Annotated in this window: 21 protein-coding genes; 11 read left to right on the forward strand and 10 right to left on the reverse strand. The window is 73.2% G+C overall.

All coding sequences use genetic code 11. The annotated features are described in order from the left end of the window. Positions 1 to 94: 94 nt before the first annotated feature. Entirely contained in the window at positions 95 to 724 is a 630-nt protein-coding gene (locus ACWCSU_RS45490) for a TetR/AcrR family transcriptional regulator (protein WP_364102871.1), read from the forward strand. A gap of 39 nt (positions 725 to 763) precedes the next feature. On the opposite strand, the gene ACWCSU_RS45495 is transcribed toward ACWCSU_RS45490, so the two are convergent. The 4 genes from ACWCSU_RS45495 to ACWCSU_RS45510 form a co-directional block, all read right to left on the reverse strand. Continuing rightward, on the reverse strand, positions 764 to 1,195 hold the full coding sequence (locus ACWCSU_RS45495) for an ester cyclase (protein WP_449942600.1): 432 nt from the start codon (positions 1,193 to 1,195) through the stop codon (positions 764 to 766). 101 nt (positions 1,196 to 1,296) lie between these two features. After that, positions 1,297 to 1,887 (reverse strand): LuxR C-terminal-related transcriptional regulator, encoded by a 591-nt coding sequence (locus ACWCSU_RS45500; protein ID WP_449942614.1) that lies wholly within the window; start codon positions 1,885 to 1,887, stop codon positions 1,297 to 1,299. Between the two features lie 44 nt (positions 1,888 to 1,931). Further along, a complete protein-coding gene (locus ACWCSU_RS45505) occupies positions 1,932 to 3,149 on the reverse strand; it encodes a sensor histidine kinase (protein ID WP_449942601.1) in 1,218 nt (405 codons plus the stop codon). A 77-nt stretch (positions 3,150 to 3,226) separates the two neighbouring features. Further along, on the reverse strand, positions 3,227 to 4,720 hold the full coding sequence (locus ACWCSU_RS45510; protein ID WP_449942602.1) for a nitrilase-related carbon-nitrogen hydrolase: 1,494 nt from the start codon (positions 4,718 to 4,720) through the stop codon (positions 3,227 to 3,229). Between the two features lie 101 nt (positions 4,721 to 4,821). Between ACWCSU_RS45510 and ACWCSU_RS45515 the strand changes: the two genes are divergently transcribed. Then, positions 4,822 to 5,796, forward strand: coding sequence for a phosphotransferase family protein (locus tag ACWCSU_RS45515; RefSeq protein WP_449942603.1), 975 nt, complete (start codon positions 4,822 to 4,824; stop codon positions 5,794 to 5,796). A 16-nt stretch (positions 5,797 to 5,812) separates the two neighbouring features. On the opposite strand, the gene ACWCSU_RS45520 is transcribed toward ACWCSU_RS45515, so the two are convergent. From ACWCSU_RS45520 to ACWCSU_RS45530, 3 genes are all read right to left on the reverse strand, one after another. Then, on the reverse strand, positions 5,813 to 6,406 hold the full coding sequence (locus tag ACWCSU_RS45520; protein WP_357709855.1) for a pyridoxamine 5'-phosphate oxidase family protein: 594 nt from the start codon (positions 6,404 to 6,406) through the stop codon (positions 5,813 to 5,815). Positions 6,407 to 6,505: 99 nt separating this feature from the next. Beyond that, complete coding sequence (locus ACWCSU_RS45525) at positions 6,506 to 7,408, reverse strand: GlxA family transcriptional regulator (protein WP_449942604.1); 903 nt, start codon at positions 7,406 to 7,408, stop codon at positions 6,506 to 6,508. A gap of 12 nt (positions 7,409 to 7,420) precedes the next feature. Continuing rightward, the gene (locus ACWCSU_RS45530; RefSeq protein ID WP_364102853.1) at positions 7,421 to 8,005 is read right to left on the reverse strand and encodes a cysteine hydrolase family protein; all 585 of its coding nucleotides are present in this window, start codon (positions 8,003 to 8,005) and stop codon (positions 7,421 to 7,423) included. A 196-nt stretch (positions 8,006 to 8,201) separates the two neighbouring features. Between ACWCSU_RS45530 and ACWCSU_RS45535 the strand changes: the two genes are divergently transcribed. Next, the gene (locus ACWCSU_RS45535) at positions 8,202 to 8,720 is read left to right on the forward strand and encodes a hypothetical protein (RefSeq protein WP_364102850.1); all 519 of its coding nucleotides are present in this window, start codon (positions 8,202 to 8,204) and stop codon (positions 8,718 to 8,720) included. Positions 8,721 to 8,778: 58 nt separating this feature from the next. On the opposite strand, the gene ACWCSU_RS45540 is transcribed toward ACWCSU_RS45535, so the two are convergent. Further along, a complete protein-coding gene (locus ACWCSU_RS45540) occupies positions 8,779 to 9,702 on the reverse strand; it encodes an AraC family transcriptional regulator (protein ID WP_449942605.1) in 924 nt (307 codons plus the stop codon). A gap of 116 nt (positions 9,703 to 9,818) precedes the next feature. Between ACWCSU_RS45540 and ACWCSU_RS45545 the strand changes: the two genes are divergently transcribed. From ACWCSU_RS45545 to ACWCSU_RS45570, 6 genes are all read left to right on the forward strand, one after another. Beyond that, entirely contained in the window at positions 9,819 to 10,370 is a 552-nt protein-coding gene (locus ACWCSU_RS45545) for an NADPH-dependent FMN reductase (RefSeq protein WP_357709844.1), read from the forward strand. Between the two features lie 45 nt (positions 10,371 to 10,415). Beyond that, entirely contained in the window at positions 10,416 to 12,749 is a 2,334-nt protein-coding gene (locus ACWCSU_RS45550) for an excinuclease ABC subunit UvrA (RefSeq protein ID WP_357709841.1), read from the forward strand. Beyond that, positions 12,749 to 13,528 carry an LLM class flavin-dependent oxidoreductase gene (locus ACWCSU_RS45555; RefSeq protein WP_364102843.1) on the forward strand — a complete coding sequence of 260 codons (780 nt, stop codon included), beginning with the start codon at positions 12,749 to 12,751 and terminating at the stop codon, positions 13,526 to 13,528. Before ACWCSU_RS45550 ends, ACWCSU_RS45555 begins: the two co-directional genes overlap by 1 nt. A 120-nt stretch (positions 13,529 to 13,648) precedes the next feature. Beyond that, positions 13,649 to 15,421 (forward strand): IlvD/Edd family dehydratase, encoded by a 1,773-nt coding sequence (locus tag ACWCSU_RS45560; protein ID WP_449942606.1) that lies wholly within the window; start codon positions 13,649 to 13,651, stop codon positions 15,419 to 15,421. Continuing rightward, positions 15,408 to 16,412: a C-terminal binding protein gene (locus tag ACWCSU_RS45565; RefSeq protein WP_364102837.1), complete on the forward strand. Its 1,005-nt coding sequence runs from the start codon at positions 15,408 to 15,410 to the stop codon at positions 16,410 to 16,412. Before ACWCSU_RS45560 ends, ACWCSU_RS45565 begins: the two co-directional genes overlap by 14 nt. A 427-nt stretch (positions 16,413 to 16,839) precedes the next feature. Further along, positions 16,840 to 17,307: a hemerythrin domain-containing protein gene (locus ACWCSU_RS45570; protein WP_449942607.1), complete on the forward strand. Its 468-nt coding sequence runs from the start codon at positions 16,840 to 16,842 to the stop codon at positions 17,305 to 17,307. 15 nt (positions 17,308 to 17,322) lie between these two features. Here ACWCSU_RS45570 and ACWCSU_RS45575 read toward each other — a convergent pair whose 3' ends face one another. Next, entirely contained in the window at positions 17,323 to 18,066 is a 744-nt protein-coding gene (locus tag ACWCSU_RS45575; RefSeq protein ID WP_449942608.1) for an arginase family protein, read from the reverse strand. Between the two features lie 101 nt (positions 18,067 to 18,167). Here ACWCSU_RS45575 and ACWCSU_RS45580 point away from each other — a divergent pair, with 101 nt between their 5' ends. Then, positions 18,168 to 19,061 (forward strand): LysR family transcriptional regulator, encoded by an 894-nt coding sequence (locus ACWCSU_RS45580; RefSeq protein WP_449942609.1) that lies wholly within the window; start codon positions 18,168 to 18,170, stop codon positions 19,059 to 19,061. Between the two features lie 17 nt (positions 19,062 to 19,078). Here ACWCSU_RS45580 and ACWCSU_RS45585 read toward each other — a convergent pair whose 3' ends face one another. After that, on the reverse strand, positions 19,079 to 21,550 hold the full coding sequence (locus tag ACWCSU_RS45585; RefSeq protein WP_449942610.1) for an MMPL family transporter: 2,472 nt from the start codon (positions 21,548 to 21,550) through the stop codon (positions 19,079 to 19,081). Positions 21,551 to 21,712: 162 nt separating this feature from the next. Here ACWCSU_RS45585 and ACWCSU_RS45590 point away from each other — a divergent pair, with 162 nt between their 5' ends. Further along, the gene (locus tag ACWCSU_RS45590) at positions 21,713 to 22,387 is read left to right on the forward strand and encodes a TetR/AcrR family transcriptional regulator (RefSeq protein WP_364102825.1); all 675 of its coding nucleotides are present in this window, start codon (positions 21,713 to 21,715) and stop codon (positions 22,385 to 22,387) included. The last annotated feature ends 211 nt before the right edge of the window (positions 22,388 to 22,598 follow it).

Below are 22,598 nucleotides of genomic sequence, written 5' to 3' on the forward strand. Positions count from 1 at the left end.
CACCCTTAGGATCGATCGACTGGGACGACTCCAAACACTAGGTCCGACCTAATCATTAGGTCAAACCTAATCAGCGTGCGGAAGGGCAGAGCTCGTGACCGAACGATCCAAGGGCTTGCGGGAGCGCCAGAAACACCAGACCCGGCAGCTCATCTCCGACGTCGCGACCGGCCTGTTCCTCGAACGCGGCTACGACGACGTCACCATCGCCGACGTCGCGGCCGCCGCGGGCGTGGCCAAGATGACCGTCACCAACCACTTCCCGCTGAAGGAGGACCTCATCCTCGACCGGCACGAGGAGATGGTCAACGGCCTGGCCAGGGCCGTGTCGCAGCGCGGCCCCGGCGAGTCGGCGCTCGACGCGGCGCGCCGCGACTACGACGAACGGCTGCGCCGCCGCGACAGCGGGATCCCCGACGCGGGCGCCGACTGGCAGCGCATGGTCCGCGACACGCCGGTGCTGCGGGCCCGCCTGCGCCAGCTCCACGACCAGGCCGAGGCCGGGCTCGCCGCCCTGCTGGCGGAGGAGACCGGCGATCCCGGCATCACGCCCCGCGTGGTGGCCGCCGCCCTCGCCGGGGTGGAACGGCTGCTGTTCGACGAGGGCCAGCGCCGGGTCCTGGCCGGCGAGGAGTCCGAGCAGATCTTCGCGGCCCTCGGCCGTACCGCTCGGCAGGCCTACGACCTGCTGGTTCCCGCCATCGGCGACTACGCCCGCCGCTGACCCGCGCCGGGCCGGGCGCCGTGGCGCCCGGCCCGGCGCCTACTCCTCGACGAAGCCGAGCTGCCGGAGCTGGGCGTGGAGGTCCACGACCCCCCAGAGGTCGATGATCAGGCCGTCGGCGAACCGGGCGATGAAGATCTCGTCGTACGTCACCGCCCGGCCGGTCGCGGGCCTGCCCCGGTACTCGCCGGTGTGGGTCCCCGTGACCCTCTGCCGGACGACGATCTTGTCCTCCGAGACGAGCAGGTCCTCGACCGACACGTGAATGTCGGGGAAGGCCCGCAGCAGCACGTCCCAGACCCGTCTCTGGGCCTGCACGGCGGGCAGGGCGCCGCCCGTCACGTGGAACCGCGCGTCCGGGTGGATGAACTCCTCGGCGGCCTTGACGATCACCTCCAGGTCGCCGCTGTTGACGGCGTCGTGGAAGCGCCGGTACGTCTCCCTGTTGCGGGCTTCCTCGGTCGACGGCATGTCGTGTCTCCTCACTCGTGACGGGACGCCCGGCGGGAAAGCCGGCGCCCTCACAGTGATCGACAGGACAGCCGCCCGGTTTGTGAGGCCGGGCGGCCGGATCAGCGGTTGAGGTAGGCGAGGACGGCCAGGACCCGGCGGTTGTCGTCCTCCGACTCGGGCAGCTGGAGCTTGCCGAAGATGCTGGAGATGTGCTTGTTGACCGCGCTGGCGGAGATCACGAGCTGGTGCGCGATCGCCGTGTTGGAACGCCCGGCGGCGATCAGGCTCAGCACCTCCCGCTCGCGAGGGCTCAGCTCGCCGGTACGGCCGCGCGCGTCCCCCCGGGTCAGCAGCTTGGCGATGACCTGCGCGTCCATCGCCGTGCCGCCCCTGGTCACCGAGGTGACCGCGTCGATGAACTGCCCGGAGTTGGCCACCCTGTCCTTCAGCAGGTAGCCGACCGCCCCGGCGCCGTCGGCCAGCAGCTCGCGGGCGTAGAGCTGCTCCACGTACTGCGACAGCACGAGCACCGGGAAGCCGGGCCGTTCGCGCCGCGCCTGGATCGCAGCCTGCAACCCCTCGTCGGTGAACGACGGTGGCAGCCGCACGTCGACGACCGCCACGTCCGGCCGCTCGTCGGCCAGCGCCTTGCGCAGCGACGGCCCGTTGTCGACGGCGGCCACGACGGTGAAGCCGTGCTCGGTCAGCATGCGGACCAGCGCGTCCCGGATGAGGAACAGGTCCTCGGCGACGACTACTCGGACCTGATCGCGCACGGCACCTCCAGATGCACCCGGGTGGGCCCGCCGGGCGGGCTGTCGACGGCGATCGTCCCGTCGAAGACGGCCAGCCGGCTCTGGATGCCGCGCAGCCCGGTGCCGTCGGCCGGATCGACGCCGCCGCCGCCGTCGTCCACGACGTCGCAGCTCAGGATCCCGTGCCGGTAGCCGAGCGTGATCTGCACGGTCGCCGCGCCGGCGTGCTTGGTCGTGTTCGCCAGCAGCTCGTTGACGGCGAAGTAGACGGCCGACTCCACCGGCGGCGCGGGCCGCCCGGCCAGGTCGGACGACACCTCGACGTCGAGCAGGCAGTCCAGCGCCAGGGCCCGGATCGCGTCGGCGAGGCCGCGGTCGGCCAGGACCGGCGGATGCACGCCGCGCACCAGGTCGCGCAGCTCGTCCAGGGCCTTGGAGGAGGACTCGCGGGCCGTGGCCAGCAGGGCGCGGGCCGCCTCCGGGTCCTCGTCGAACAGCCGCTCGGCGTTGCCCAGCCCCATGCCCAGGGCGACCAGCCGGGCCTGCGCGCCGTCGTGCAGGTCGCGCTCGATCCGGCGCAGCTCGGCGGCCTGCGCGTCCACGCTGCCCGCGCGCGTCTCCACCAGCGTCTCGACCCGCTGCTCCAGCGCCGACGTCCGCGACGGCCCGAGCAGCGCGCCGGCCCACCGGGCGCGCAGGCGCAGCAGCGGCGGACCGATGTACAGGCCGAGCGCGATGAGCGCGAGCCCGACGGGGATCGCCGCCAGCGCGGCGGCCGTCGAGGTGACGTGGATGAGGCCGTAGGCGTTGGCGCCGCCGGCCCGCAGGTTGGCCTCCCACACGAACGGCTGCACGGCCACGCCGTACAGCCCGTAGAGCGGCATGCCGAGCGCCAGCGCCGACGCCCACGTGCCCATGAGCGGGTCGAGGACCCCCCAGAGGACGTCCCGCCAGGTCGCCGGGTCCCTCAGCAGCGCGGCCTGGTCCGTCCCGGGGCCGTAGGGACGTTCGACGCGTACGCCGACCCGGCCCGCCAGCCGCCGGGCCGCGTCCGCGACCGTCCGCAGCAGCGACACCGCCGGCGGGAACACCCACCGGCCGACGCCGGCCACCGCCGGCACCGCGCTGATCACGACCAGGACGGCCGCCACGACCCCGGCCACCGACAGGCCGATCATGGCCGGCGCCAGCACCGGCGTCGCCAGTCTCGCCTTCACTCCGCGTCTCCCCGTCGTGCTCGTCTTCCTGTTCCGCGCCCGTGGCATCATCGCACCTTCCTCCGGAAATCCCATGGTCAGCCCCGGTACGGGGCACGCCGGAGCACGGCGACCCCGGCCAGGGCGGCGACCGCCGCGGCGCACAGCCCGGCGAACAGGTCGCCGACCAGGCCGTACAGCGTCCAGGTGCCGCGCGTCGGCACGGAGACGATCATGCTCTGCTGCGCCGTGCTGAAGTAGTTCGTCCTGGCCAGGGGCGTGCCGTAGGGGTCGACGGTGATCGCCAGGCCGTTGCTGGTCTGCCGGACGAGGCTGTAGCCGTTCTCGACGGCGCGGAACACCGCGTTGGCGGCGTGCGTGCGCTCGATGCCCTTCCAGTCGTTGGCCGGGACGAACATGATGTCGGCGCGCGTGCGCAGCGTCGCGGGGAAGTCGGCGTCGAAGCAGATGACGTGGGCCAGCCGCCCGTACGGCGTGCCCGTCACCGGCACGACCCCGTCGCCCGGCCGCAGGTCCTCCATGCCGGGCACGGGATGGGCCTTGTCGAAGACCGACGCCACCCGGCCCTCGGGGGTCACCAGCACGGCGAGGTCGCGGGAGCGCGGCCGCCCGTCGAGGACGACGGCGACGCCCATGTCCAGATAGATGCGCTTCTCCTTGGCCAGTTCCTGGGCCTTGCGCAGGAAGGCGGGGTAGTCCTCGCCGAGCACGACCGCGGCGGTCTCCGCCCACGCCACGATCCTCGCGCCGCCGTCGGCCTCGGTCCTGGTACGGGCGAACAGGTCGTCGTCCAGCACCGCGAACGCCTTGCGCAGCGTCGGCTTCTGCTCGGGCAGGACCTGCGGCGTGTGGAAGTTGTCGATCTCCCGCATGCGCTGCTCGGCCGCCAGCGACGCGCTGATCCCGGCGACGCGCACCAGCTCCGGCGCGGTCGCCGCGGTCGCCAGCCGCAGGCCGCCGCCGAGCAGGACCGAGACGAGCACCGAGACGTACGCCAGCGTGACGGCCCGCACCGGCGGCCAGGCCGGCCGGTGTTCCAGCGCGAGGTTGACGACGGGCGCCGCCCACGCCATCAGGAAGCTGATCCCGTAGATGCCGGTGACGGACGCCGTCTGGAGCAGCGGCAGGTTCGCCGACTGCGTCGCGGCCAGGGGGCCGAAGATCGTGCCGAGCGGGCTGATCGCGGCGACCAGGAACTCGACCGTCACCCGGGCGGCCGGGAAGACCAGCGTGCCCAGGAACGGGCTCAGCCGCCGGAAGAGCAGCCGGTCGGCCAGCAGCGGAAGGCTCAGGACCAGGCTCAGCAGCAGGCAGCCGAGCAGGATCGGCGGGACGCCGAGCTGCCCCGCCGCCGCGACATGGACCACCGTCGTCGCGGTGGCCGACAGGCCCACGCACGCGAGCCCGGCCGGCACGCCCGAGCTGCGGGTGAACCGCATGAGTCCGATGGAGAACAACCATCCGGCGAGCGGGACCGCCCATTCGCTGTTCGTGCCGACCAGCCCGAGTGCGATCCCCGCGGCCAGCCAGCCGTATCTTCGCCGGCCGCCGGCGAGGTAGGTGTTTGCCATGCCCAGGAGCCTCGCGGATCGCGCGGCGGCGGCCATTGCGGCTGACTCTCGACTCTTCCTGTAGTTTTCTCCACCCCCGGGGCGGGTGGTAGAAAGCGATCATGACCCGAGCGTTCCTGCGACCCGACGACGTCCGCGACCTGGTCGCCGAGCAGTTCGGCGCCGACCGGCGGCCGGCCGCGCTCGACCGGCTGACCGGCGGCAGCAAGAAGGGCGTCTACCGGCTCCGGCTGGACGACGCGACCAGCGTGATCCTCTACGTCTGGGCCACCGCCGAGAACTACTGGCCGCCGTCCCCGGCGGTCGAGGACGATCCCTTCACCGACGCCTCCGGGGCCGGCCTGTTCGCCGTGAACCACGCGGCCCTGACCGCGGCGGGCGTGCGCGTCCCCCGGCTGCTGATGCTCGACCGCGACGGCCGTCACCTCGGCGCCGACCTCGCCCTGGTCGAGGACGCGGGCGCCACGACCCTGGAGGCGCTGATGGAGCGCGACCCGGCCGCCGCCGACCGGCCGCTGTCCGCGCTCGGCGACGCCCTGCGCCGCATGCACACCACCCTCGGCCCCTCCTACGGCCGGCTCGCCGACCTGTCCGGCGGCCGGGACCGGCCCCGGCCCGCCGAGGACGTCGTCACCGACCGGGCGCTCGCCCATCTCGCCGCCGTCGCCACCCGCGACGCCCGGATGGGCCGGGCCCACGACCGCGTCGCCGCCCACGTGCGCCGCCTGCGCGCCGAGGTCGCCCCACGCCGCCGGTACGGGCTCGTGCACGGCGAACTCGGGCCGGACCACGTGCTCGTCACGCCGGAGGGCGAACCCGTCCTGATCGACTTCGAGGGCCTGACGTACTTCGACGTCGAGTGGGAGCACGCCTGGCTGCGGATGCGCTTCGAGGACGCCTACCCCGCGCTGTGCCCGGTCGACCTCGACCCCCACAGGCTGGAGCTCTACCGGTACGCGCAGGTGCTCTCGCTGATCGAGGGGCCGCTGCGGATCGCCGGCACCGACTTCCCCGGCCGCGACTGGATGCTGGAACTGGCCGAGTGGAACATCGCCAAGGCCCTCGCCGTCCCCTGAACGGCGGTTCGTCCCGTCAGGCGTCGCGGGGGAGCGGGGGCAGCGGGAGCGGCAGCCCCGGAAGGCCGTCGATGCTGGACGCGACGTGCTCCTTCTTGTGGAAGTACGCGTCGAGCGAGTCGTCGTCCTCGCGGGCGAAGCGGGAGGCGTGCAGCGGGCGGTCGGCGTCGTAGGTCATGAACGGGACGGCGTACCCGCAGGTGTCGCGGATCAGCCGGGCGGTCACGACGATGATCGCGCGCAGGCCGTGCAGGGTGGGGTCGATGTCCGGGAAGTGCCGCATCAGCCCGGCCCAGCGGGGGTCGTCGCGGAAGACCGGCTCGCCGGTGCCGTGCACGCGCACGATGTTCGGCGGGCCGTCGAAGGCGCACCACATCAGCGTGACCCGGCCGTTCTCGCGCAGGTGGGCGATCGTCTCGGCGTTGCTGCCGGCGAAGTCGAGGTAGGCCACGGTGTGGTCGTCCAGGACGGCGAAGGAGCCCTTCAGCCCCTTGGGCGAGAGGTTGACCGTGCCGTCGCCGGACAGGGGAGCGGTCGCCGTGAAGAAGACCGGCTGTGACTCGATGAACGTGCGCAACCGGCCGTCGATCCGGTCATAGGTCTTTCCCATGACCCGGATTATCCACTTTCGGGGGTCCCTGTAGGGGTGACGGGCCCGTTTTCCGCCGGGTGGCAGAATGCCTGACACGACCCCGGCCCGCGCCCTCGGTCACGACCCCGTCGCGTGGGCGCGCAGCCGGCGCAACATCCGCGCGTCGGCGAAGCCCACCTCGCGCGCGGCGACCTCGGCGGTCGCGCCGCGGCCCAGGAGGTGCTCGGCGCGCTCCAGCCGCAGGGCGGACTGGTAGGCCAGCGGGGTGAGCCCGGTCGCGCGCCGGAACAGCCGGGTCACCGTCCGCTCGCTGCATCCGGCGGTCCCGGCCAGCAGGCTCAGCGGCAGCCGCTCGGTGAACCGGGTCTCGATCAGGTCCTGGAGGCGGTGAACCGTCTCGTCCACGTGCGAGCGCCGCCGCAACAGCGGGCTGACCTGCTCCGCCGTGCCGTCGCGACGGCCCTGGACGAGCATCGCGCGGGCCACCAGCCCCCCGGCGTACGGGCCGTGCCGGGTGGTCACCAGGTGCAGCGCCACGTCGATGCCGCCGGCCACGCCCGCCGAGGTGACGATCCGGTCGTCCTCGACGTACAGCACGTCCCTGGCGACCTTCGCCCGCGGATAGAGACGGGCCAGCTCGTCCTGGACGGAGTGGTGGGTGGTGCACCGGCGCCCGTCGAGCAGCCCGGCGCGGCCCAGCGCGTCGGCCCCGGCGCACACGCCGGCCACCGTGCCGCCCGAGGCGTGGTGTTCGCGCAGCCGGTGCAACGTCCCCGCGCTCAACGGCCGGGCCGGCCCCCGCCAGCCCGGCACGACGATCAGATCGTCGGGCGTCAGGGACGGCCACCCGATCTCCGCGCGCAGGGGCAGCCCCTGCACGCTGGCGACCTCGCGGTCCTCGGCGACGTAGTGCAGGATGTACGGCCGCCCGAGGTCGGTGGCGGTGGAGAACACCTGGGCGGGCCCGGCTACGTCGAGCAGGTGCACCCGCGGGACGAGCAGGAAGACGACACGGGACACGGCCGGCGCCTCCTAGTTCCCGGTGAGTTCGTCCACGGTCCTGATCGTGGCGAAACGGCCGGACAAAGCGTATTCGGTACGGGCGAGGATCTCGTCCACGCCGAGCGTGCGCGGGTCCCGCACGAGCTCGTCGAACGGGACGTCGTCCGGGGCGTCGCGGTGCGGGACCGGCGTGGTGGCGGTGGCGTCGATGGCGAAGTCGACCTCGAAGCCCAGGTCGGAGGCGAGGCGCGCGGTGGTCTCGCAGCACTGCTCGGTCCTGATCCCGCACACGGTCAGCCGCCTGACGCCGTGCCGGGTGAGGTACTGCTGAAGGTTGGTGGTGGTGAAGGCGTTGTGCGCGGTCTTGGTGATGACGGGCTCGCCGGTCAGGGGCTCCAGGCCGTCCATCAACTGGACGTACCCGAGGGCCGGGTCGAAGACCGTGCCCGCTCCGGGGCGCGTCGCCAGCACCCACACCACCGCGTCCCCGGCGTCCCTGGCGGCGTCGACCAGGCGGTTGACCTGCGGGACGATGTCCGGCCTCGACGTGTACCGCCAGTCGGGAATGTGCAGGAAGGAGTTCTGGACGTCGATGACGACGAGGGCGCTGGTCACGCCCCTCAGCCTGGCGGGACGAGCGGGCCCGACGGAAGGCACGACCTGGTCAGCCCGTGGACCGATCCAGTCGGCCGGCCGCGCCGGGTCCGATATCCCGCCGGCGCGGCACCGTAATCGGGCCCTCGCAAGGGCCGGGATCGCCTGCCACCATGGAAGCGCCAGGTGATCCGGACGATCTCTGGAAGGGCGGGCCATGAGGTGGTGGGAGGGCGACGACAGGCGCCACGAAGGCTGGGACGCCGCCGTCTTCCCGGACGGGCGGGTCTCCACCGGCCCGGCCGACGGCGGGGCCAGAGTGCACCCGATCGGCGCGGACGGCCGCATCGGCTACGACCGTGGCGACGTCGTGGACGGCCGGACCGCGATCGGCTGGCGCGGCCACTGCGCCTGCGGATGGCAGGGGCCGCTGTGGGAACGCGTGGCCCAGATGCGCCACGACTTCGCGTCCCGGCGCATCTACGCGCTGAGCGAGTGCCTGCTGTCCGGCGCCGCCCCGGACGACGTGGCCGTCGCGATCCGCGCCGAGTGGGAGACCCACCTCGACCCGCCGAGCCTCGTCGCGGTCCGCCAGGCCGCCGAGGCCGTGCGCCGGGCCCAGGGGCACCTGGACGCCGCGGTGCGCGCGGCCCGCAAGGACGGCCGCTCCTGGACCCGGATCGGCGAGTCGGCCGGGGTCCGCCGCCCGTACGCCCAGGAACGCTGGGGCCCCTGACCGCCGCCCGTACGCCCAGGAGTGGCGGGCCCCTGACCGCCGCCGCGGGGTCGCGGGGTCAGGCCGCCGTCGTCCGGCGGCGGTAGCGGCCGGGGGCGACGCCGAACTCGCGCTTGAAGGCGTTGCCGAAGGCGAATTCCGACCCGTACCCCACCTGCTCGGCCACCCGCGCCACCGACGCGTCGGACTCGCGCAGCAGGCGGGCCGCGCTCATCAGCCGCCACCACGTCAGGTACGCCAGCGGCGGCTGCCCCACCAGCCCGGTGAAGCGGCGGGCGAACCCGGCCCTGGACATGCCCGCGTGGGCGCCCAGTGACTCGACGGTCCAGCGGCGGGCCGGGTCGCGATGGATGGCGTCCAGCGCGCGGCCGACGACGGGGTCGGCCAGCGCGGAGGCCCAGCCGGACACCGTGCAGGGCTCGTCCTGGGTCTCGAAGTAGGCCCGCAGGACGTACAGCTGCAACATGTCGAGCAGGGACGACACGACGGTGTCGGTGCCGGGCCGCAGGCTGTCGATCTCGGCGGCCAGCAGCTCGACGGCGGCCCGCAGCTCCGGGTGGCTGCCCAGCGTCGCGGGCAGGTGGATCACGCCGGGCAGCGAGCCCAGGATCGGGTGGGTGCGGTCGAGGTCGAGACGGTAGCCGCAGGACAGGACGACCGTCTCGGCCCCCGTTCCGCCGAACCCGGCCGAGGCGAACAGCTCGGAGTGCGGCTCGCAGTCCGACTCGACCAGCGGCCGGGCGGGGTCGTCGGCCAGCCCGAAACGGTCGCCGTGCGGAAGGAACACCACGTCGCCCACGCTCAGCGGGACGGGCTCGCCGTCCGGCGGGATGAGCCAGCACGACCCGCGCAGCACCACCTGGAAGCCCGCCGACCCCGGCACCGAGTGGAAGGCCACCCCCCAGGGCGCCCGCCAGGAGATGCGGGAGGAGGTGGCGCGCCCGCAGCGCATGAAGGCCATCACGTCGCTCAGCACGTCCATGGGCATTGAGTCTAAGCGCTGAGACGCTGGCGTATAAATGGTGGATAGCAGCGCATTCAGTATCTCAGCCGTACTTCCTACGGTGGTTCCCGTAACCGAACTGAGGGAGCACGCACATGCTGAAGGTAGGCATCATCCTTGGCAGCACCCGTCCCGGCCGCAACGGCGAGGCCGTGGCGCACTGGGTCCGCGACCTGGCGGCCAAGCGCGGCGACGCCGAGTACCAGCTCGTCGACCTGAAGGACTACGACCTGGGCAACCTGGACGAACCCGAGCACCCCGCCATGGGCAACTACCAGCACGAGCACACCAGACGCTGGTCGGCCACCGTCTCGGCGCTGGACGCGTTCGTGATCGTGACCCCGGAGTACAACAACTCCTACCCGGGCGCGCTCAAGAACGCCCTCGACTTCCTGTACGCGGAATGGACCAACAAGGCGGCCGGGTTCGTCGGCTACGGCGTGGACGGCGCGCCCCGGGCGATCTCGCACCTGCGGCACGTCCTCGGCCTGCTCGGCGTGGCCACCGTGTCCAACCAGGTCGGGCTGTCGATCCACACCGACTTCGCCGACGGCTTCAAGCCCGCCGCCACCCACGAGGACCGGCTGAACGCCGTCCTCGACCAGGTCCTGGCCTGGGGCTCCGCGCTGCGTCCGCTGAGGGCGTGATCCCGGCGCGGGGGTCCACAGCGGGCGACGGGTAGATTGCGCAGAGTGGAAGATGAGGTGGGCAGCGGCATCCGGGTGCGCGGCGCGCGGGTGCACAACCTGCGCGACGTCGACGTCTCGATCCCGCGCGACGCGCTCGTCGCGTTCACGGGGATCTCGGGGTCGGGCAAGTCGTCCCTGGCGTTCGGCACGATCTTCGCCGAGTCGCAGCACCGCTACCTGGAGTCGGTCGCGCCCTACGCGCGGCGGCTGCTGCAGCAACTGCCCATGCCCGACGTCGACGACATCACCGGCCTGCCGCCCGCGGTCGCGCTCGGCCAGCGGCGCTCGGTGCCGTCCGCGCGGTCCACGGTCGGCACGCTGAGCCGGGTGTCCAACTCGCTGCGGATGCTGATGTCCCGCGCCGGCGCCTACCCCGAGGGCGCCGAGCGGCTCGACTCCGACGCGTTCTCGCCCAACACCGTCGCCGGCGCGTGCCCGGAGTGCCAGGGGCAGGGGGTGTTGCACGAGGTCACCGAGGACTCGCTCGTCCCCGACCCGTCGCTGTCCATCGCCGAGGGGGCGATCGCCTCCTGGCCCGGCGCCTGGCAGGGCAAGAACCAGCGCGACATCCTGGCGACGCTGGGCCACGACATCCACGCGCCCTGGCAGAGCCTGCCGCGCGAGGAGCGCGAGTGGATCCTGTTCACCGACGAGGAGCCGGTCGTCACCGTGCACCCCGTACGCGAGGCGGGCCGGATCCACCGCCCCTACCAGGGGAAGTACGCCAGCGCGCGGCGGCTGGTGCTCAAGGCGTACGCGTCGTCGGCCAGCGAGAAGAGCCGGCAGCGCGCCGAGCGGTTCATGACCGCCCGCACGTGCCCGGTCTGCGAGGGGCGGCGGCTGCGTCCCGAGGCGCTGGCGGTCACGTACGCGGGCCGCACCGTGGTCGAGCTGGCCGCGATGCCGATGGGTGAGCTGGCCGGCGTGCTGCGCCCGCACCGGGGCGAGCCGGGCCCGGCGGGGGCGCTCACCCGCGACATCCTCGACCGCATCGAGGTCCTCGACGAGCTCGGGCTGGGCTACCTGAGCGTGGCCCGGCCCGCGCCCACCCTGTCCGGCGGCGAGTTGCAGCGCATCCGGCTGGCGACCCAGCTCCGCGCCGGGCTGTTCGGGGTCGTCTACGTCCTCGACGAGCCGTCGGCCGGCCTGCACCCCGCCGACTCCGCCGCGCTGTCGGAGCTGCTGCGCCGCCTGCGCGACAGCGGCAACACCGTCTGCCTCGTCGAGCACGACATGGACGTCGTGCGCCAGGCCGACTGGGTGGTCGACGTGGGCCCCGGCGCGGGCGGCGACGGCGGGCGCGTCCTGTACAGCGGGCCGGTTCCGGGGCTGCGCGAGGTCGCCGGGTCGGTGACCCGCCGCTACCTGTTCGAGTCCGTCGTGCCGCGGCGTCCGGCCCACCGGCCGGCGGGCCTGCTGGAGCTGCGCGGGCTCACCCGCAACAACCTGCGCGGCGTCGACGTCGACGTGCCGCTGGGCGCGTTCACCGCCGTCACGGGCGTGTCGGGCGCGGGCAAGAGCAGCCTGCTGGCGGCCGTCGCCGAGGCGGCCGGCGGTGACCGCCGGGTGGTCTGGGTGAACCAGCAGCCCATCGGCCGCACCCCGCGCTCCAACCTGGCCACCTACACCGGCCTGTTCGACACCGTGCGCAAGCTGTTCGCCGCCACCGACGGCGCGCGTGCCCACGGCTACGGCCCCGCGCGGTTCTCCTTCAACGTGCCCGGCGGGCGCTGCGAGACCTGCCAGGGCGAGGGCTACGTCGCCGTCGAGCTGCTGTTCCTGCCCACCACGTACGCGCCCTGCCCCGACTGCGGCGGCGCCCGCTACAACCCGGACACGCTGCGGGTGACCTACCGCGACCGCACGATCGCCCAGATCCTGGACCTGACGGTCGACGAGGCCACCGCCTTCTTCGGCGACGTCCCCGCCGTGCTCCGCCCGCTGGAGACGCTGCACGAGGTCGGGCTCGGCTACCTGCGGCTGGGGCAGCCCGCCACCGAGCTGTCGGGCGGCGAGGCCCAGCGCATCAAGCTGTCCGCCGAGTTGCAGGGCCGCCGCGCCGAGTCCACGATCTACCTGCTCGACGAGCCGTCCACCGGCCTGCACCCGCACGACACCGACGTCCTCATGGACCGGCTCCACGACCTGGTCGCCGGCGGCGGCACGGTCGTGGTCGCCGAGCACGACATGCGGGTGGTGGCGACCGCCGGCCACGTCATCGACCTGGGGCCCGGCGGCGGGGCGGCCGGGGGCACGGTGGTGGCCGCGGGCACGCCGGCGCAGGTCGCCGCCAGCCCGCGCAGCCGTACCGCTCCGCACCTGAAGGGCCTGCTGTGATGCGCCGCGCGCTCTACCTGCCGCCGTTCGGGGAGCTGGCCGACCCGCGCGTGCTCGCCGACCTGGCCGCCCGCGCCGAGGACGCCGGGTTCGACGGCGTCTTCCTGTGGGACCACGTCGTGCGCCCGCAGAGCCCCGACCTGCCCGTCTGCGACGCCTGGACCGCGCTGGCCGCGATCGCCGCCGCCACCGACCGCGTCCGCATCGGCACCAGGGTCACGCCGCTGTCGCGGCGCAGGCCGCACGACGTGGCCAGGCAGGCCGCCGCCCTCGACCACCTCAGCGGCGGCCGGATGGTGCTCGGCGTCGGGCTGGGCTCCGACAACGGCGGGGAGCTGAGCAAACTCGGCGAGACCCGCGACCCCCGCGTCCGGGCGGAGATGCTCGACGAGAGCCTCGACGTCATCTGCCGGCTCTGGACCGGCCTGCCCGTCCACCACCAGGGCCGCCACTACCGCGTCGACGGCCTGGCCTTCCAGCCCCAGCCCGTGCAGCGGCCCCGCATCCCCGTCTGGGTCGCCGCCCAGTCGGTCAAGCAGGCCCCGCTGCGGCGCGCCGCCCGCTTCGACGGGCTCTGCCCCGAGACCACCCCGGCCGGGCTCCGGGAGATGCTGGAGGTCGTCGCCCGGCACCGCGGCGGGCTGTCCGGCTTCGAGGTCGCGGTCGGCGTCCCGCCGGGGCAGCACCCCGGCCCCTACGAGGACGCCGGCGCCACCTGGTGGCTGGTGGAGTTTCCCGAGGTCACCACCGTCGAGCAGGTGATGGCGGCGATGATCTGAGGCGTTACGCGCTGACGATGGCGGGGTAGGCCACGCCAGGAGATCGGTCCGCCGGGCGGCGCGCCGTACGACGTCACCCGGCCGGATGCGGCGGGGTCCCGCGTGAGTGAGGAGCGGCCGATGCGTCCGACCGGGCACCCCGAGGACGGCGGCCTGCGCAGCCAGGCGTGGTGGGACAACGCCGGCAATCCGGAGATGACAGCGCTCTACCTCGAACGCTTCCTCAACTTCGGGCTCACCCCGAAGGAGCTCCAGTCCGGCCGGCCGATCATCGGCATCGCCCAGACGGGCAGCGACCTCGTGCCCTGCAACCGCCACCATCTGGCCCTCGCCGACCGGGTCAGGGACGGCATCCGCGACGGCGGCGGCATCCCGTTCGAGTTCCCCGTCCACCCGCTTCAGGAGACCGGCAAACGCCCGACCGCCGCGCTGGACCGCAACCTCGCCTACCTCGGGCTGGTCGAGGTGCTCTACGGATACCCGCTCGACGGGGTCGTCCTGACGACGGGCTGCGACAAGACCACACCGGCGTGCCTGGCCGCGGCGGCGACGGTGAACCTGCCGGCGATCGTCCTGTCCGGCGGGCCGATGGTCAACGGCTACCACCAGGGGCAGCGGATGGCCGCCTCCGGGTCGGGGCTGGTGATCTGGCAGTCGAAGCGGCTGCTGGCCACCGGCGAGATCGACTACGACGAGTTCATGGCGCGCGTGGCCGCCTCCGCGCCCAGCGTCGGCCACTGCAACGTGATGGGCACCGCGCTGTCGATGAACAGCCTGGCCGAGGCGCTGGGCATGTCGCTGCCGTGCTGCGCGGCGATCCCCGCGCCCTACCGCCGCAGGGCGCAGATGGCCTACGACACCGGCCTGCGGGCGGTGGAGCTGGTGCGCGAGGACCTCACCCCACGCAAGATCATGACCATGCGGGCCTTCGAGAACGCGATCGTGGTCGCCTCGGCCATCGCCGCCTCCACCAACGTGCCCATCCACATCAACGCCATCGCCCGGCACACCGGGGTGCCGCTGACCATCCACGACTGGCAGCGCGTCGGGGCCGACGTCCCGGTGCTGGCCGACGTCGCCCCGGCCGGGGAGTTCCTCGGCGAGGACTTCTACCGCGCCGGCGGCGTCCCGGCCGTCATGCGGTCGCTGCTGGAGGCCGGGCGCCTGCACGGCGACGCCGTGACCGTCACGGGCCGCACCGTGGCCGAGAACCTGGCCGACGCCCCGCCCGCCGACCCCGTGGTCATCCGCCCGTACGACGATCCGCTGGACGCGCACGGCGGGTTGCTCATCATGACGGGCAACCTGTTCGACTCCGCGGTCATGAAGACCTCGGTCCTGACCGACGAGTTCCGCGCGGTGTCGGACTATCGGGCCATCGTCTTCGAGGGGCCCGAGGACTACCACGCCCGCATCCAGGACCCCGCCCTCGGCGTGGACGAGAGCTGCATCCTCGTCATCCGCTACACCGGGCCGATCGGCTACCCGGGGTCGGCCGAGGTGGTGAACATGGAGGTGCCGTCCGCGCTGCTGCGGCTGGGCATCACCACGCTGCCCACGCTGGGCGACGGCCGCCAGAGCGGCACCTCCGACGCGCCGTCCATCCTCAACGCCAGCCCCGAGGCCGCCGCCGGCGGCAACCTCGCCATCCTGCGCACCGGCGACCTCATCCGCGTCGACGTGGACAACGCGCGCGTCGACGTGCTGCTGACCGAGGAGGAGATCGCCGAGCGGTGGGCCCGCCACACCCCGCCGGCGCTGGAGAACCAGACCCCGTGGCAGGAGATCTTCCGGGCCACGGTCGGGCAGCTCGACAGCGGGGGCTGCCTGGAGCTGGCCCTGTCGTACCAGGACCTCGTACACACCAAGGGGATTCCCCGTGACTCGCACTGACGCCAGAGGCACGATCATGATCGCCGACTCCGACTTCGGCGACGTGGACATCGAACGCGCGATCGTGGAGGGCGCCGGGTTCGAGCTCCAGGCCGAACAGTGCAAGAGCGAGGACGAGGTGATCGAGAAGGGCCGGGACGCCGACGGCGTGCTGACCCAGTACGCCCGGGTAGGGTCGCGCGCCATCGACGCCCTCACCCGGTGCCGGGTGATCGCCCGCTACGGCACCGGCGTGGACATCGTCGACGTCGAGGCCGCGACCCGGCACGGCATCCAGGTCACCAACGCGCCGAACGAGTGGTGCGCCGAGGAGGTCGCCGACCACGCCGTCGCGCTCTGGCTGGCCGCCGCCCGCAAGATCTGCCAGTACGACCGCGCCACCCGCCGCGGCGTTTGGCGCTGGCAGACCGGCGAGCCGATCCCGCGGCTGCGTGGACGGATCTTCGGCCTGCTGTCCTTCGGCGCCATCGCCCAGCTCGTCGCCGCCCGCGCGCGGGCCTTCGGCGTCGAGGTCCGCGCTCACGACCCCTTCCTGGACGACTCCGAGCTGCTGGCCCGCCACGTGCGGCCGGTGTCGTTCGACGAGCTCGTGGAGAGCGCCGACTACCTGGTGATCCAGGCGCCGCTCACCCCGGAGACGCGCCACACCTTCGACCGCGCGACGCTGCGCAGGATGAAGCCGACCGCGATTCTCGTCAACACCGCGCGCGGCCCGATCGTCGAGGACGCGGCGCTCCACGAGGCGCTCACCGAGGGCTGGATCGCCGGCGCGGCCCTGGACGACCTGGAGGAGGAGCCCGCGAAGCAGCGCGACTGGCGGCCGGACAACCCCCTGTTCGCGCTGCCCAACGTGATCGTCACCCCGCACGCCGCCTACTACTCCGAGCAGGCGATCGAGACCGTGCGGCGCTTCGCCGCCGAGGAGGCCGTACGGGTCCTGACCGGGCAGGCCCCGCGCAGCCCGGTGAACGACGTGACGGCTGGGCCCTGACGCCCCTTCCGACCGCCCGGAAGGGGCGTCAGGGCCCGGAGGCGTTACTTCTTCTCGCAGGTGCGGTGGCCGAGGAACACGTCGTCGATGCCCCACCACCCGGACAGCCGGCCCGTCGACGCTGACGTCCACCAGCGCCGTGCCGTTCACCCTCGGCTCCAGGTCGGAGGCGAACCGCAGGGCCGGGGCCGCGGCCTTCGACAGGTGCGTCCCTCGCCACCTCATGGAGAAGAGCGGGTGCCACACCGGCGAGTGCGCGACGGGCCGGTGTGGGGTCGGCGCGGGCGTGGCCCGGGCCGAGTTGGTCTTCCGGAGGGTGGCGGTCTAGAGTCTCGGACAGCGTCGCGTGCCGGTGGCGGACTGCGTCAGGCATGGAGGCGTCGGACCCGGAAGGTGGTCATGATGACCCTTTCCCCGTTCCTCACCCGTGGGTGAGAGCGCGAAGAACAGGCTCCTGGCCTGGAACATCGAACTGCAGGCCGCACACCGCCGCCTGCGCGAGGCGCTGCGCCTCGCGCGCGAAGCCCTGGAAGCCGGGGACACGGTCTCGGCGCGGGCAGATCTCCTGCTCTACTGCAAGGGATTCTGCGCCGCCCTCGACGGGCACCACGTGCGCGAGGACGTCGGGCTCTTCCCCGAACTGGCCGAGCGCCATCCGTCGCTGCGTCCCACGATCGCGAAGCTCCAGCAGGACCACGAGATGATCGCGATGCTGCTCGGGCGGCTGGACCGCGCGATGGCCTCGGACGCCACGCCGGGCGAGCTGTCCACGCACCTGGACGGGCTCTCCGCGATCATGGAGTCCCATTTCCGGTACGAGGAACGCCAACTCCTGGGCGTCCTGTCGACGCTCGACCTCGACGCCGACCCGCATGACCTGCTCGGACCGCTCTGACGTCCGGTCGATCGGTCAGGGGCGGACGGCGGCGCACAGGCGGACGAGCTCGGGGACCAGCCGCCGCAGCAGCTCCTCGTCGCGCGGGGCGGCGGGGGCGTACTCGGTGATGCCCAGCCCGGCGATCTCGTGCCGGGCGGCCAGCGCGGCCACGGCCTGGACGAGCTCGTCGGCGGACAGGCCGCCGGGCTCGGGGTAGCCGACCGAGGTGATGCCGTCCAGGACGTCGAGGTCCACGTGCACGTAGACGACCGCGTCGGCGGCGATGGTGTCGAGGCCGCCGATGCCGGTCCGCCGGATGTGGTCGGCCTCGGCCGGGTCGAGCGCGCGGGTGCCCGCCAGCGCGATCCGCTCGGGGCGCAGGGTGGGGGAACGCAGGAGGTCGGCCGGGCCCTCGCCCTGCAGCGTGCGGAGGATCATGCCGTGGAAGGCCCCGGACGGGGACGTCTCCGGGGTGTTCATGTCGCCGTGGGCGTCGAACCAGGCGACGTGCAGGCGGTCGCCGTGGCGGCGCAGCGCGGCCGTGACCGGTTCGAGCTCGACGCCGCAGTCACCCCCGACCGTGACCGTGAACCCGTCGCTGGGCAACGCCCGCCGCACCCGTTCGGCGGTCTCGGCGAGGGTCGCGCCGGTCTCCACCCGCACGTGCCGTCCGGCCGCCGGGAGCATCGCGGCCAGCCGGGCGGCGCCCTCGGCCAGCCTGGGCGCCGTGGGCGACGACGACCCCTGCCACTGCGGGACCTCGACGACGGTCAGCATGCTTCTTCCTCCCGGGGCGACGGTGGTGGGCCGCCAGTGTCACCCGGACGGATCGGCAACGTCCACTTAGTGATGCTGCACTGATCTATAAGATGTGCTTGATGTTGGATCCCGCCAGGTTGCGCCTGCTCCGCGAGTTCGCCGAGCACGGCACGATGACGGCCGTGGCCGAGGTCTGCGGCCTGACCTCGTCCGCCGTCTCGCAGCAGTTCGCCGTGCTGGAGCGGGAGGCGGGGGTGCCGCTGTTCGAGCGGGCCGGGCGCCGCGTGCGCCTGACCGCCGAGGGGCGGCGTCTCGTGGGGCACGCGCGCGTCGTCCTGAACGCTCTGGACGCGGCCGAGGAGGACCTGCGCTCGGCCTCGACCCCCCGGGGGCCGGTCAGAGTGGCGTGTTTCGCCACGGCCGCCGCCGACCGCCTGCTGCCCGCGATCGCCGCGGCGCGGGTCCGCCACCCGGAGCTGCACGTGATCATGTACGAGCTGGAGCCCCGCGAGGCCGTCGAGACGCTGCGTGGCGGCGGTTGTGACCTGGCGATCGCCTTCACCTACAACCTGATCCCCGAGGAGCCTCCGGCCGGCGTCTCCCGCCGCGTCCTGGCCACCGAGCCGATCCTGGTGGCGCTCCCGGCCGGCCACCCGGCGGCGGACCGCGAGGTGGAACTGCCGGCGCTGCGCGAGGAACCGTGGATCGCCGGCTCCCTGGGCACCAGCGACCACGAGATGTTGCACCGCGCCTGCGCCCTGGCGGGCTTCCGGCCGAACGTCGTCCACACGGCCGACGACTACGCGCTCGTGCTGCGCATGGTCGGCGAGGGGCTGGGGGCGAGCCTCGTCCCCGAGCTGGTCGCCACCGTGGTGGGGGTGCCCGACGGGGTCGTGCTGCGGCCGGTCGCCACCATCGAGATCACCCGTACGACGCACGCGCTCGTCCGCACCGCTACGCCTGCGGTCAGGGCCGTGCTCGATCTGGTGACCGAGCCCGGCCCGCGCTCGTGAGCGGCCGCAGGCGGGCGTCAGCGGCCGGCGGGCTCGCGGACCGGTACGGGAGCGGCCTGGTGGTGGCGTTCCAGGTTGGCGCCCTCGACGTCCACGTCGGGCAGGAGCCGGTCGAGCCACCGGGGGAGCCACCACGCCTTGTCGCCCGCCAGGTGCATGACCGCCGGGATGATCAGCATGCGCACGACGAAGGCGTCGACGAGCACGCCGAAGGCCAGGGCGAAGCCGACCGGCCGGATCATCGTCATGTGGGAGAACATGAACCCGCCGAAGACCGAGATCATGATGACCGCGGCGGCGGTGACGACGGCCCTGCCCGCCCGCACCCCCTCGGTGACCGCCTGCCGGGCCGGGGCGCCGTGCGCGTACGCCTCCCGCATCCCTGAGGTGAGGAAGAGCTGGTAGTCCATGGCCAGCCCGAACAGGATGCCCACCAGCAGGGTCGGCAGGAAGTTGAGGATCGGCGCGGGATCGGTGACGCCGAAGACGGCGCCGAGCCACCCCCACTGGTAGACGGCCGTGACGCCGCCGAGCGCCGCGAACAACGACAGGACGAAGCCGCCGGTGGCGATCAGCGGCACCAGCAGGGAGCGGAACACGACGATCAGGATGAGCAGCGACAGGCCTACCACGACCGCGAGGTAGGCCGGCAGGGCGTCGGCGAGCTTCCCGGAGATGTCGATGTTGGCGCTGGCGCTGCCCGCGACGGACAGGGCGACGCTGCCGGACCCGAGGTCGAGGGTGCGGCCACGCAGGTCGTGGACGAGGTCCTCGGTGGACTCCGAGGTCGGCCCGCCGGTCGGGACGACCTGGAAGACCAGCACGGTCCCCTTCTCGTTGGCGCCGATGGGGGCGACCGCGGTCACGCCCCGGACGTCCATGAGCTGCTTGCCGAGGTCGGCCTGCGCCGGCGCGAGGTCGTCCCCGGTCACGCCGCGCCGCAGGTCGGCGACGACGACCAGCGGCCCGTTGGCGCCGGCGCCGAACTTCTCGGTGATGGCGGTGTAGGCGCGGTACTGCGTGGAGTCGGCGGCCTCGGAGGCGCCGGTCGGCAGGCCGAGACGCATGGAGGCGGCGGGCAGCGCGATGACGGCCAGCGCGCCGACCCCGATCACGATGCGCAGGACGGCACGTCCGATGGTCATGGGCGGCACGTGCTTGGGCGCGGACGGGGTCGCGGCGTGCCCGGTGGCGGCGTTCCTGTCGCGCCTGGGCAGCAGCCGGTGCCCGAGCAGGCGGAGCAGTGCCGGGGTCATGGTCACGGTGAGGAGCACCGCGACGGCGATGGCGACGGCGCCGACGGTCCCCATCAGCGCCAGGAACGGGATGCCGGTGACGTTGAGTGCCAGCAGCGCGATGAGCACGGTGCTGCCCGCGAAGACCACGGCGTTGCCGCTGGTGCCGTTGGCCAGCCCGATGGACTCCTCGACGGCCATGCCCGTCCTCAGCTGGCGGCGGTGGCGGTGCAGGATGAACAGCGAGTAGTCGATGCCGACGGCCAGGCCGAGCATGGCGCCCAGGATGGGCGTCACCGACGTCATCTCGATGGTGCCGGACAGGGCCATGGCCCCGGCGACGGCCACGCCCACGCCGAGCAGCGCGTTGAGGATCGGCAGCCCGGCGGCCACGAGGGTGCCGGTCATGACGATGAGCACGAGTGCCGCGACGACCAGGCCGACCGCCTCGCCGACGCCGCCCAGCTGCACCTCGCCCTGCGTGATCTCGGCGGAGTAGTCGGCGGTGACGCCGCCGGGGAGGGCGTCGTCGACGGTCTCGATGACGGCCTTCTTGGTCTCCGGGGTGACCTCCTGCTGCGGCAGGTCGAAGACGACGGTCGCGGTGGCGGTGGAGCCGTCCGAGGAGACCGTGCGGATGTCCGCCGCCATGGTCAGCAGGCTGCGTCCGACGAGCAGCTGCTGCTCGGACGTCTTCAGCGTGGCGCTCTGCTTGTCGAGCTCGGCCTGCTGCTGGTCGAGCTGGGCGAGGGTCGCCTTGAGCCGCGGGTCGGAGCCGGCCTGCTCGATGGCCGCCTCGGCCTGCGAACGGGCCTGGTCGAGCTGTTTCCGGCCCTTGGCGAGCTGGGCGTGACCGCCCTCGACCTGGGCCAGGCCGTCCGTGATCTTCTTGGCCTGCTCGGCGCGCATGCCGGCGGAGGTGAACGGGTCGGCGACCTGGTCGACACCGTCGAGGGCGGCGACCTTGCGCAGCGCGGCGCTGACGTCCGCGCGCTGGTCGTCCGTGAACCGCCCGCCGGCCTCGGACCGGATGACGACCTGCCCGGTGCCGCCGCTGGCCACGGGCAGCTCGGTCTTGAGCCGGTCGGTGACCTGCGCGGTGGGCGTGCCGGGGATGGTCATCGTCGAGCTCATGGCCCCGCCGAAGGCCAGGAAGGCTCCGACGGCCAGGCCGAGCACGACGAGCCACGCGGTGATCACCCACCAGGCCCGCCGGGCGGTGAACCGGCCCAGCCGGTAGAGCAGTTCGGCCATCGTGGACTCGCTTTCTGGTTCTGGGGCGGGGCAGTCGAGTAAGCGGATGGGATATATCCGATTTGGCAGTCTATTGAGAAGTGGATAGCAATCATCCAGTTCACCGTGGCGTGCGGGCTGTGATGTTGATCCCACCTATCCGCTTAGAGGTACGCTGAGGCCGTGACCCCGCGACCGCTTGCCGAGCACGAGCCGGCACGTCGTGGAGCCCTGCGCCGGGACGCCGAGCGCAACCGCGATCGCATCGTGCGCGCCGCCCAGGAACTCTTCGCCGAGCGCGGCCTCGCCGTCGGCTTCAACGAGGTCGCCCACCATGCCGGCGTCGGAGTCGGCACCGTGTACAGGCGCTTCGCCGACAAGGAGGAGCTCATGCACGCGGCGCTTGAGGAGCCGCTGAGCGAGCTGGCCGAGGTCGCGCAGCGGGCGGGCGAGGCCGAGCGGGCCTGGGACGGCCTCGAACTCCTCCTGCAACGCATCACCGAGCTCCTGGTGGACAACCTCGGGCTGCGGGACGTCGCGCTGGGCGGCGGCGGATGGCACCTGGGCAGGTCCGCGGCCGAGCGCGTCGCGGAGGTGATGACGCAGCTGCTCGACCGGGCGCGGGCCGAGGGAGACCTGCGTGACGGCGTCGTGGGCGACGACGTGATGATGATCCTGTGGCTGGTGACGGACCTGGCGCAACATTCCGTCCAGGTCCATCCGGGGCTGTACCGCCGCTATCTGCAGGTCGCGCTGGACGGGCTGCGGGCCTGGCCGGGGAGCAGGCCGCTGGTGGAGAGGCCCACCGAGCAGCAGACGCTGACGATCTGCCGCCGCTGGGCCGGCGCCCCCCTCTGACTCCGGCGACACGCCCCTCGCCGGCGTCGGGCGATCGCAGCTCCGACGGGCCCGGAATTCCGCGCTACGCGTGCCCGATTGTCGGGCTTCGGACGTATTACCCGCACGTAGATGGGTGTGACCAGCGGTAACGGAAATGTCGGTATGCCTACCGATGAACATACGTATTTTCGCGCCGTCAACAAGCGCTTAGCGTCTGGCGGCAACAAGG

The organism is Nonomuraea sp. NPDC001699 (assembly GCF_053596455.1).

What these genes read in the sequence shown, in the direction of transcription:
- ACWCSU_RS45495 (WP_449942600.1), bottom strand. Translation starts at nt 1,195, where the DNA reads ATGCCGTCGACCGAGGAAGCCCGCAACAGGGAGACGTACCGGCGCTTC.
- ACWCSU_RS45500 (WP_449942614.1), bottom strand. Translation starts at nt 1,887, where the DNA reads ATGCTGACCGAGCACGGCTTCACCGTCGTGGCCGCCGTCGACAACGGG.
- ACWCSU_RS45510 (WP_449942602.1), bottom strand. Translation starts at nt 4,720, where the DNA reads ATGGCAAACACCTACCTCGCCGGCGGCCGGCGAAGATACGGCTGGCTG.
- ACWCSU_RS45515 (WP_449942603.1), top strand. Translation starts at nt 4,822, where the DNA reads ATGACCCGAGCGTTCCTGCGACCCGACGACGTCCGCGACCTGGTCGCC.
- ACWCSU_RS45520 (WP_357709855.1), bottom strand. Translation starts at nt 6,406, where the DNA reads ATGGGAAAGACCTATGACCGGATCGACGGCCGGTTGCGCACGTTCATC.
- ACWCSU_RS45535 (WP_364102850.1), top strand. Translation starts at nt 8,202, where the DNA reads ATGAGGTGGTGGGAGGGCGACGACAGGCGCCACGAAGGCTGGGACGCC.
- ACWCSU_RS45540 (WP_449942605.1), bottom strand. Translation starts at nt 9,702, where the DNA reads ATGGACGTGCTGAGCGACGTGATGGCCTTCATGCGCTGCGGGCGCGCC.
- ACWCSU_RS45545 (WP_357709844.1), top strand. Translation starts at nt 9,819, where the DNA reads ATGCTGAAGGTAGGCATCATCCTTGGCAGCACCCGTCCCGGCCGCAAC.
- ACWCSU_RS45555 (WP_364102843.1), top strand. Translation starts at nt 12,749, where the DNA reads ATGCGCCGCGCGCTCTACCTGCCGCCGTTCGGGGAGCTGGCCGACCCG.
- ACWCSU_RS45560 (WP_449942606.1), top strand. Translation starts at nt 13,649, where the DNA reads ATGCGTCCGACCGGGCACCCCGAGGACGGCGGCCTGCGCAGCCAGGCG.
- ACWCSU_RS45575 (WP_449942608.1), bottom strand. Translation starts at nt 18,066, where the DNA reads ATGCTGACCGTCGTCGAGGTCCCGCAGTGGCAGGGGTCGTCGTCGCCC.
- ACWCSU_RS45580 (WP_449942609.1), top strand. Translation starts at nt 18,168, where the DNA reads ATGTTGGATCCCGCCAGGTTGCGCCTGCTCCGCGAGTTCGCCGAGCAC.
- ACWCSU_RS45585 (WP_449942610.1), bottom strand. Translation starts at nt 21,550, where the DNA reads ATGGCCGAACTGCTCTACCGGCTGGGCCGGTTCACCGCCCGGCGGGCC.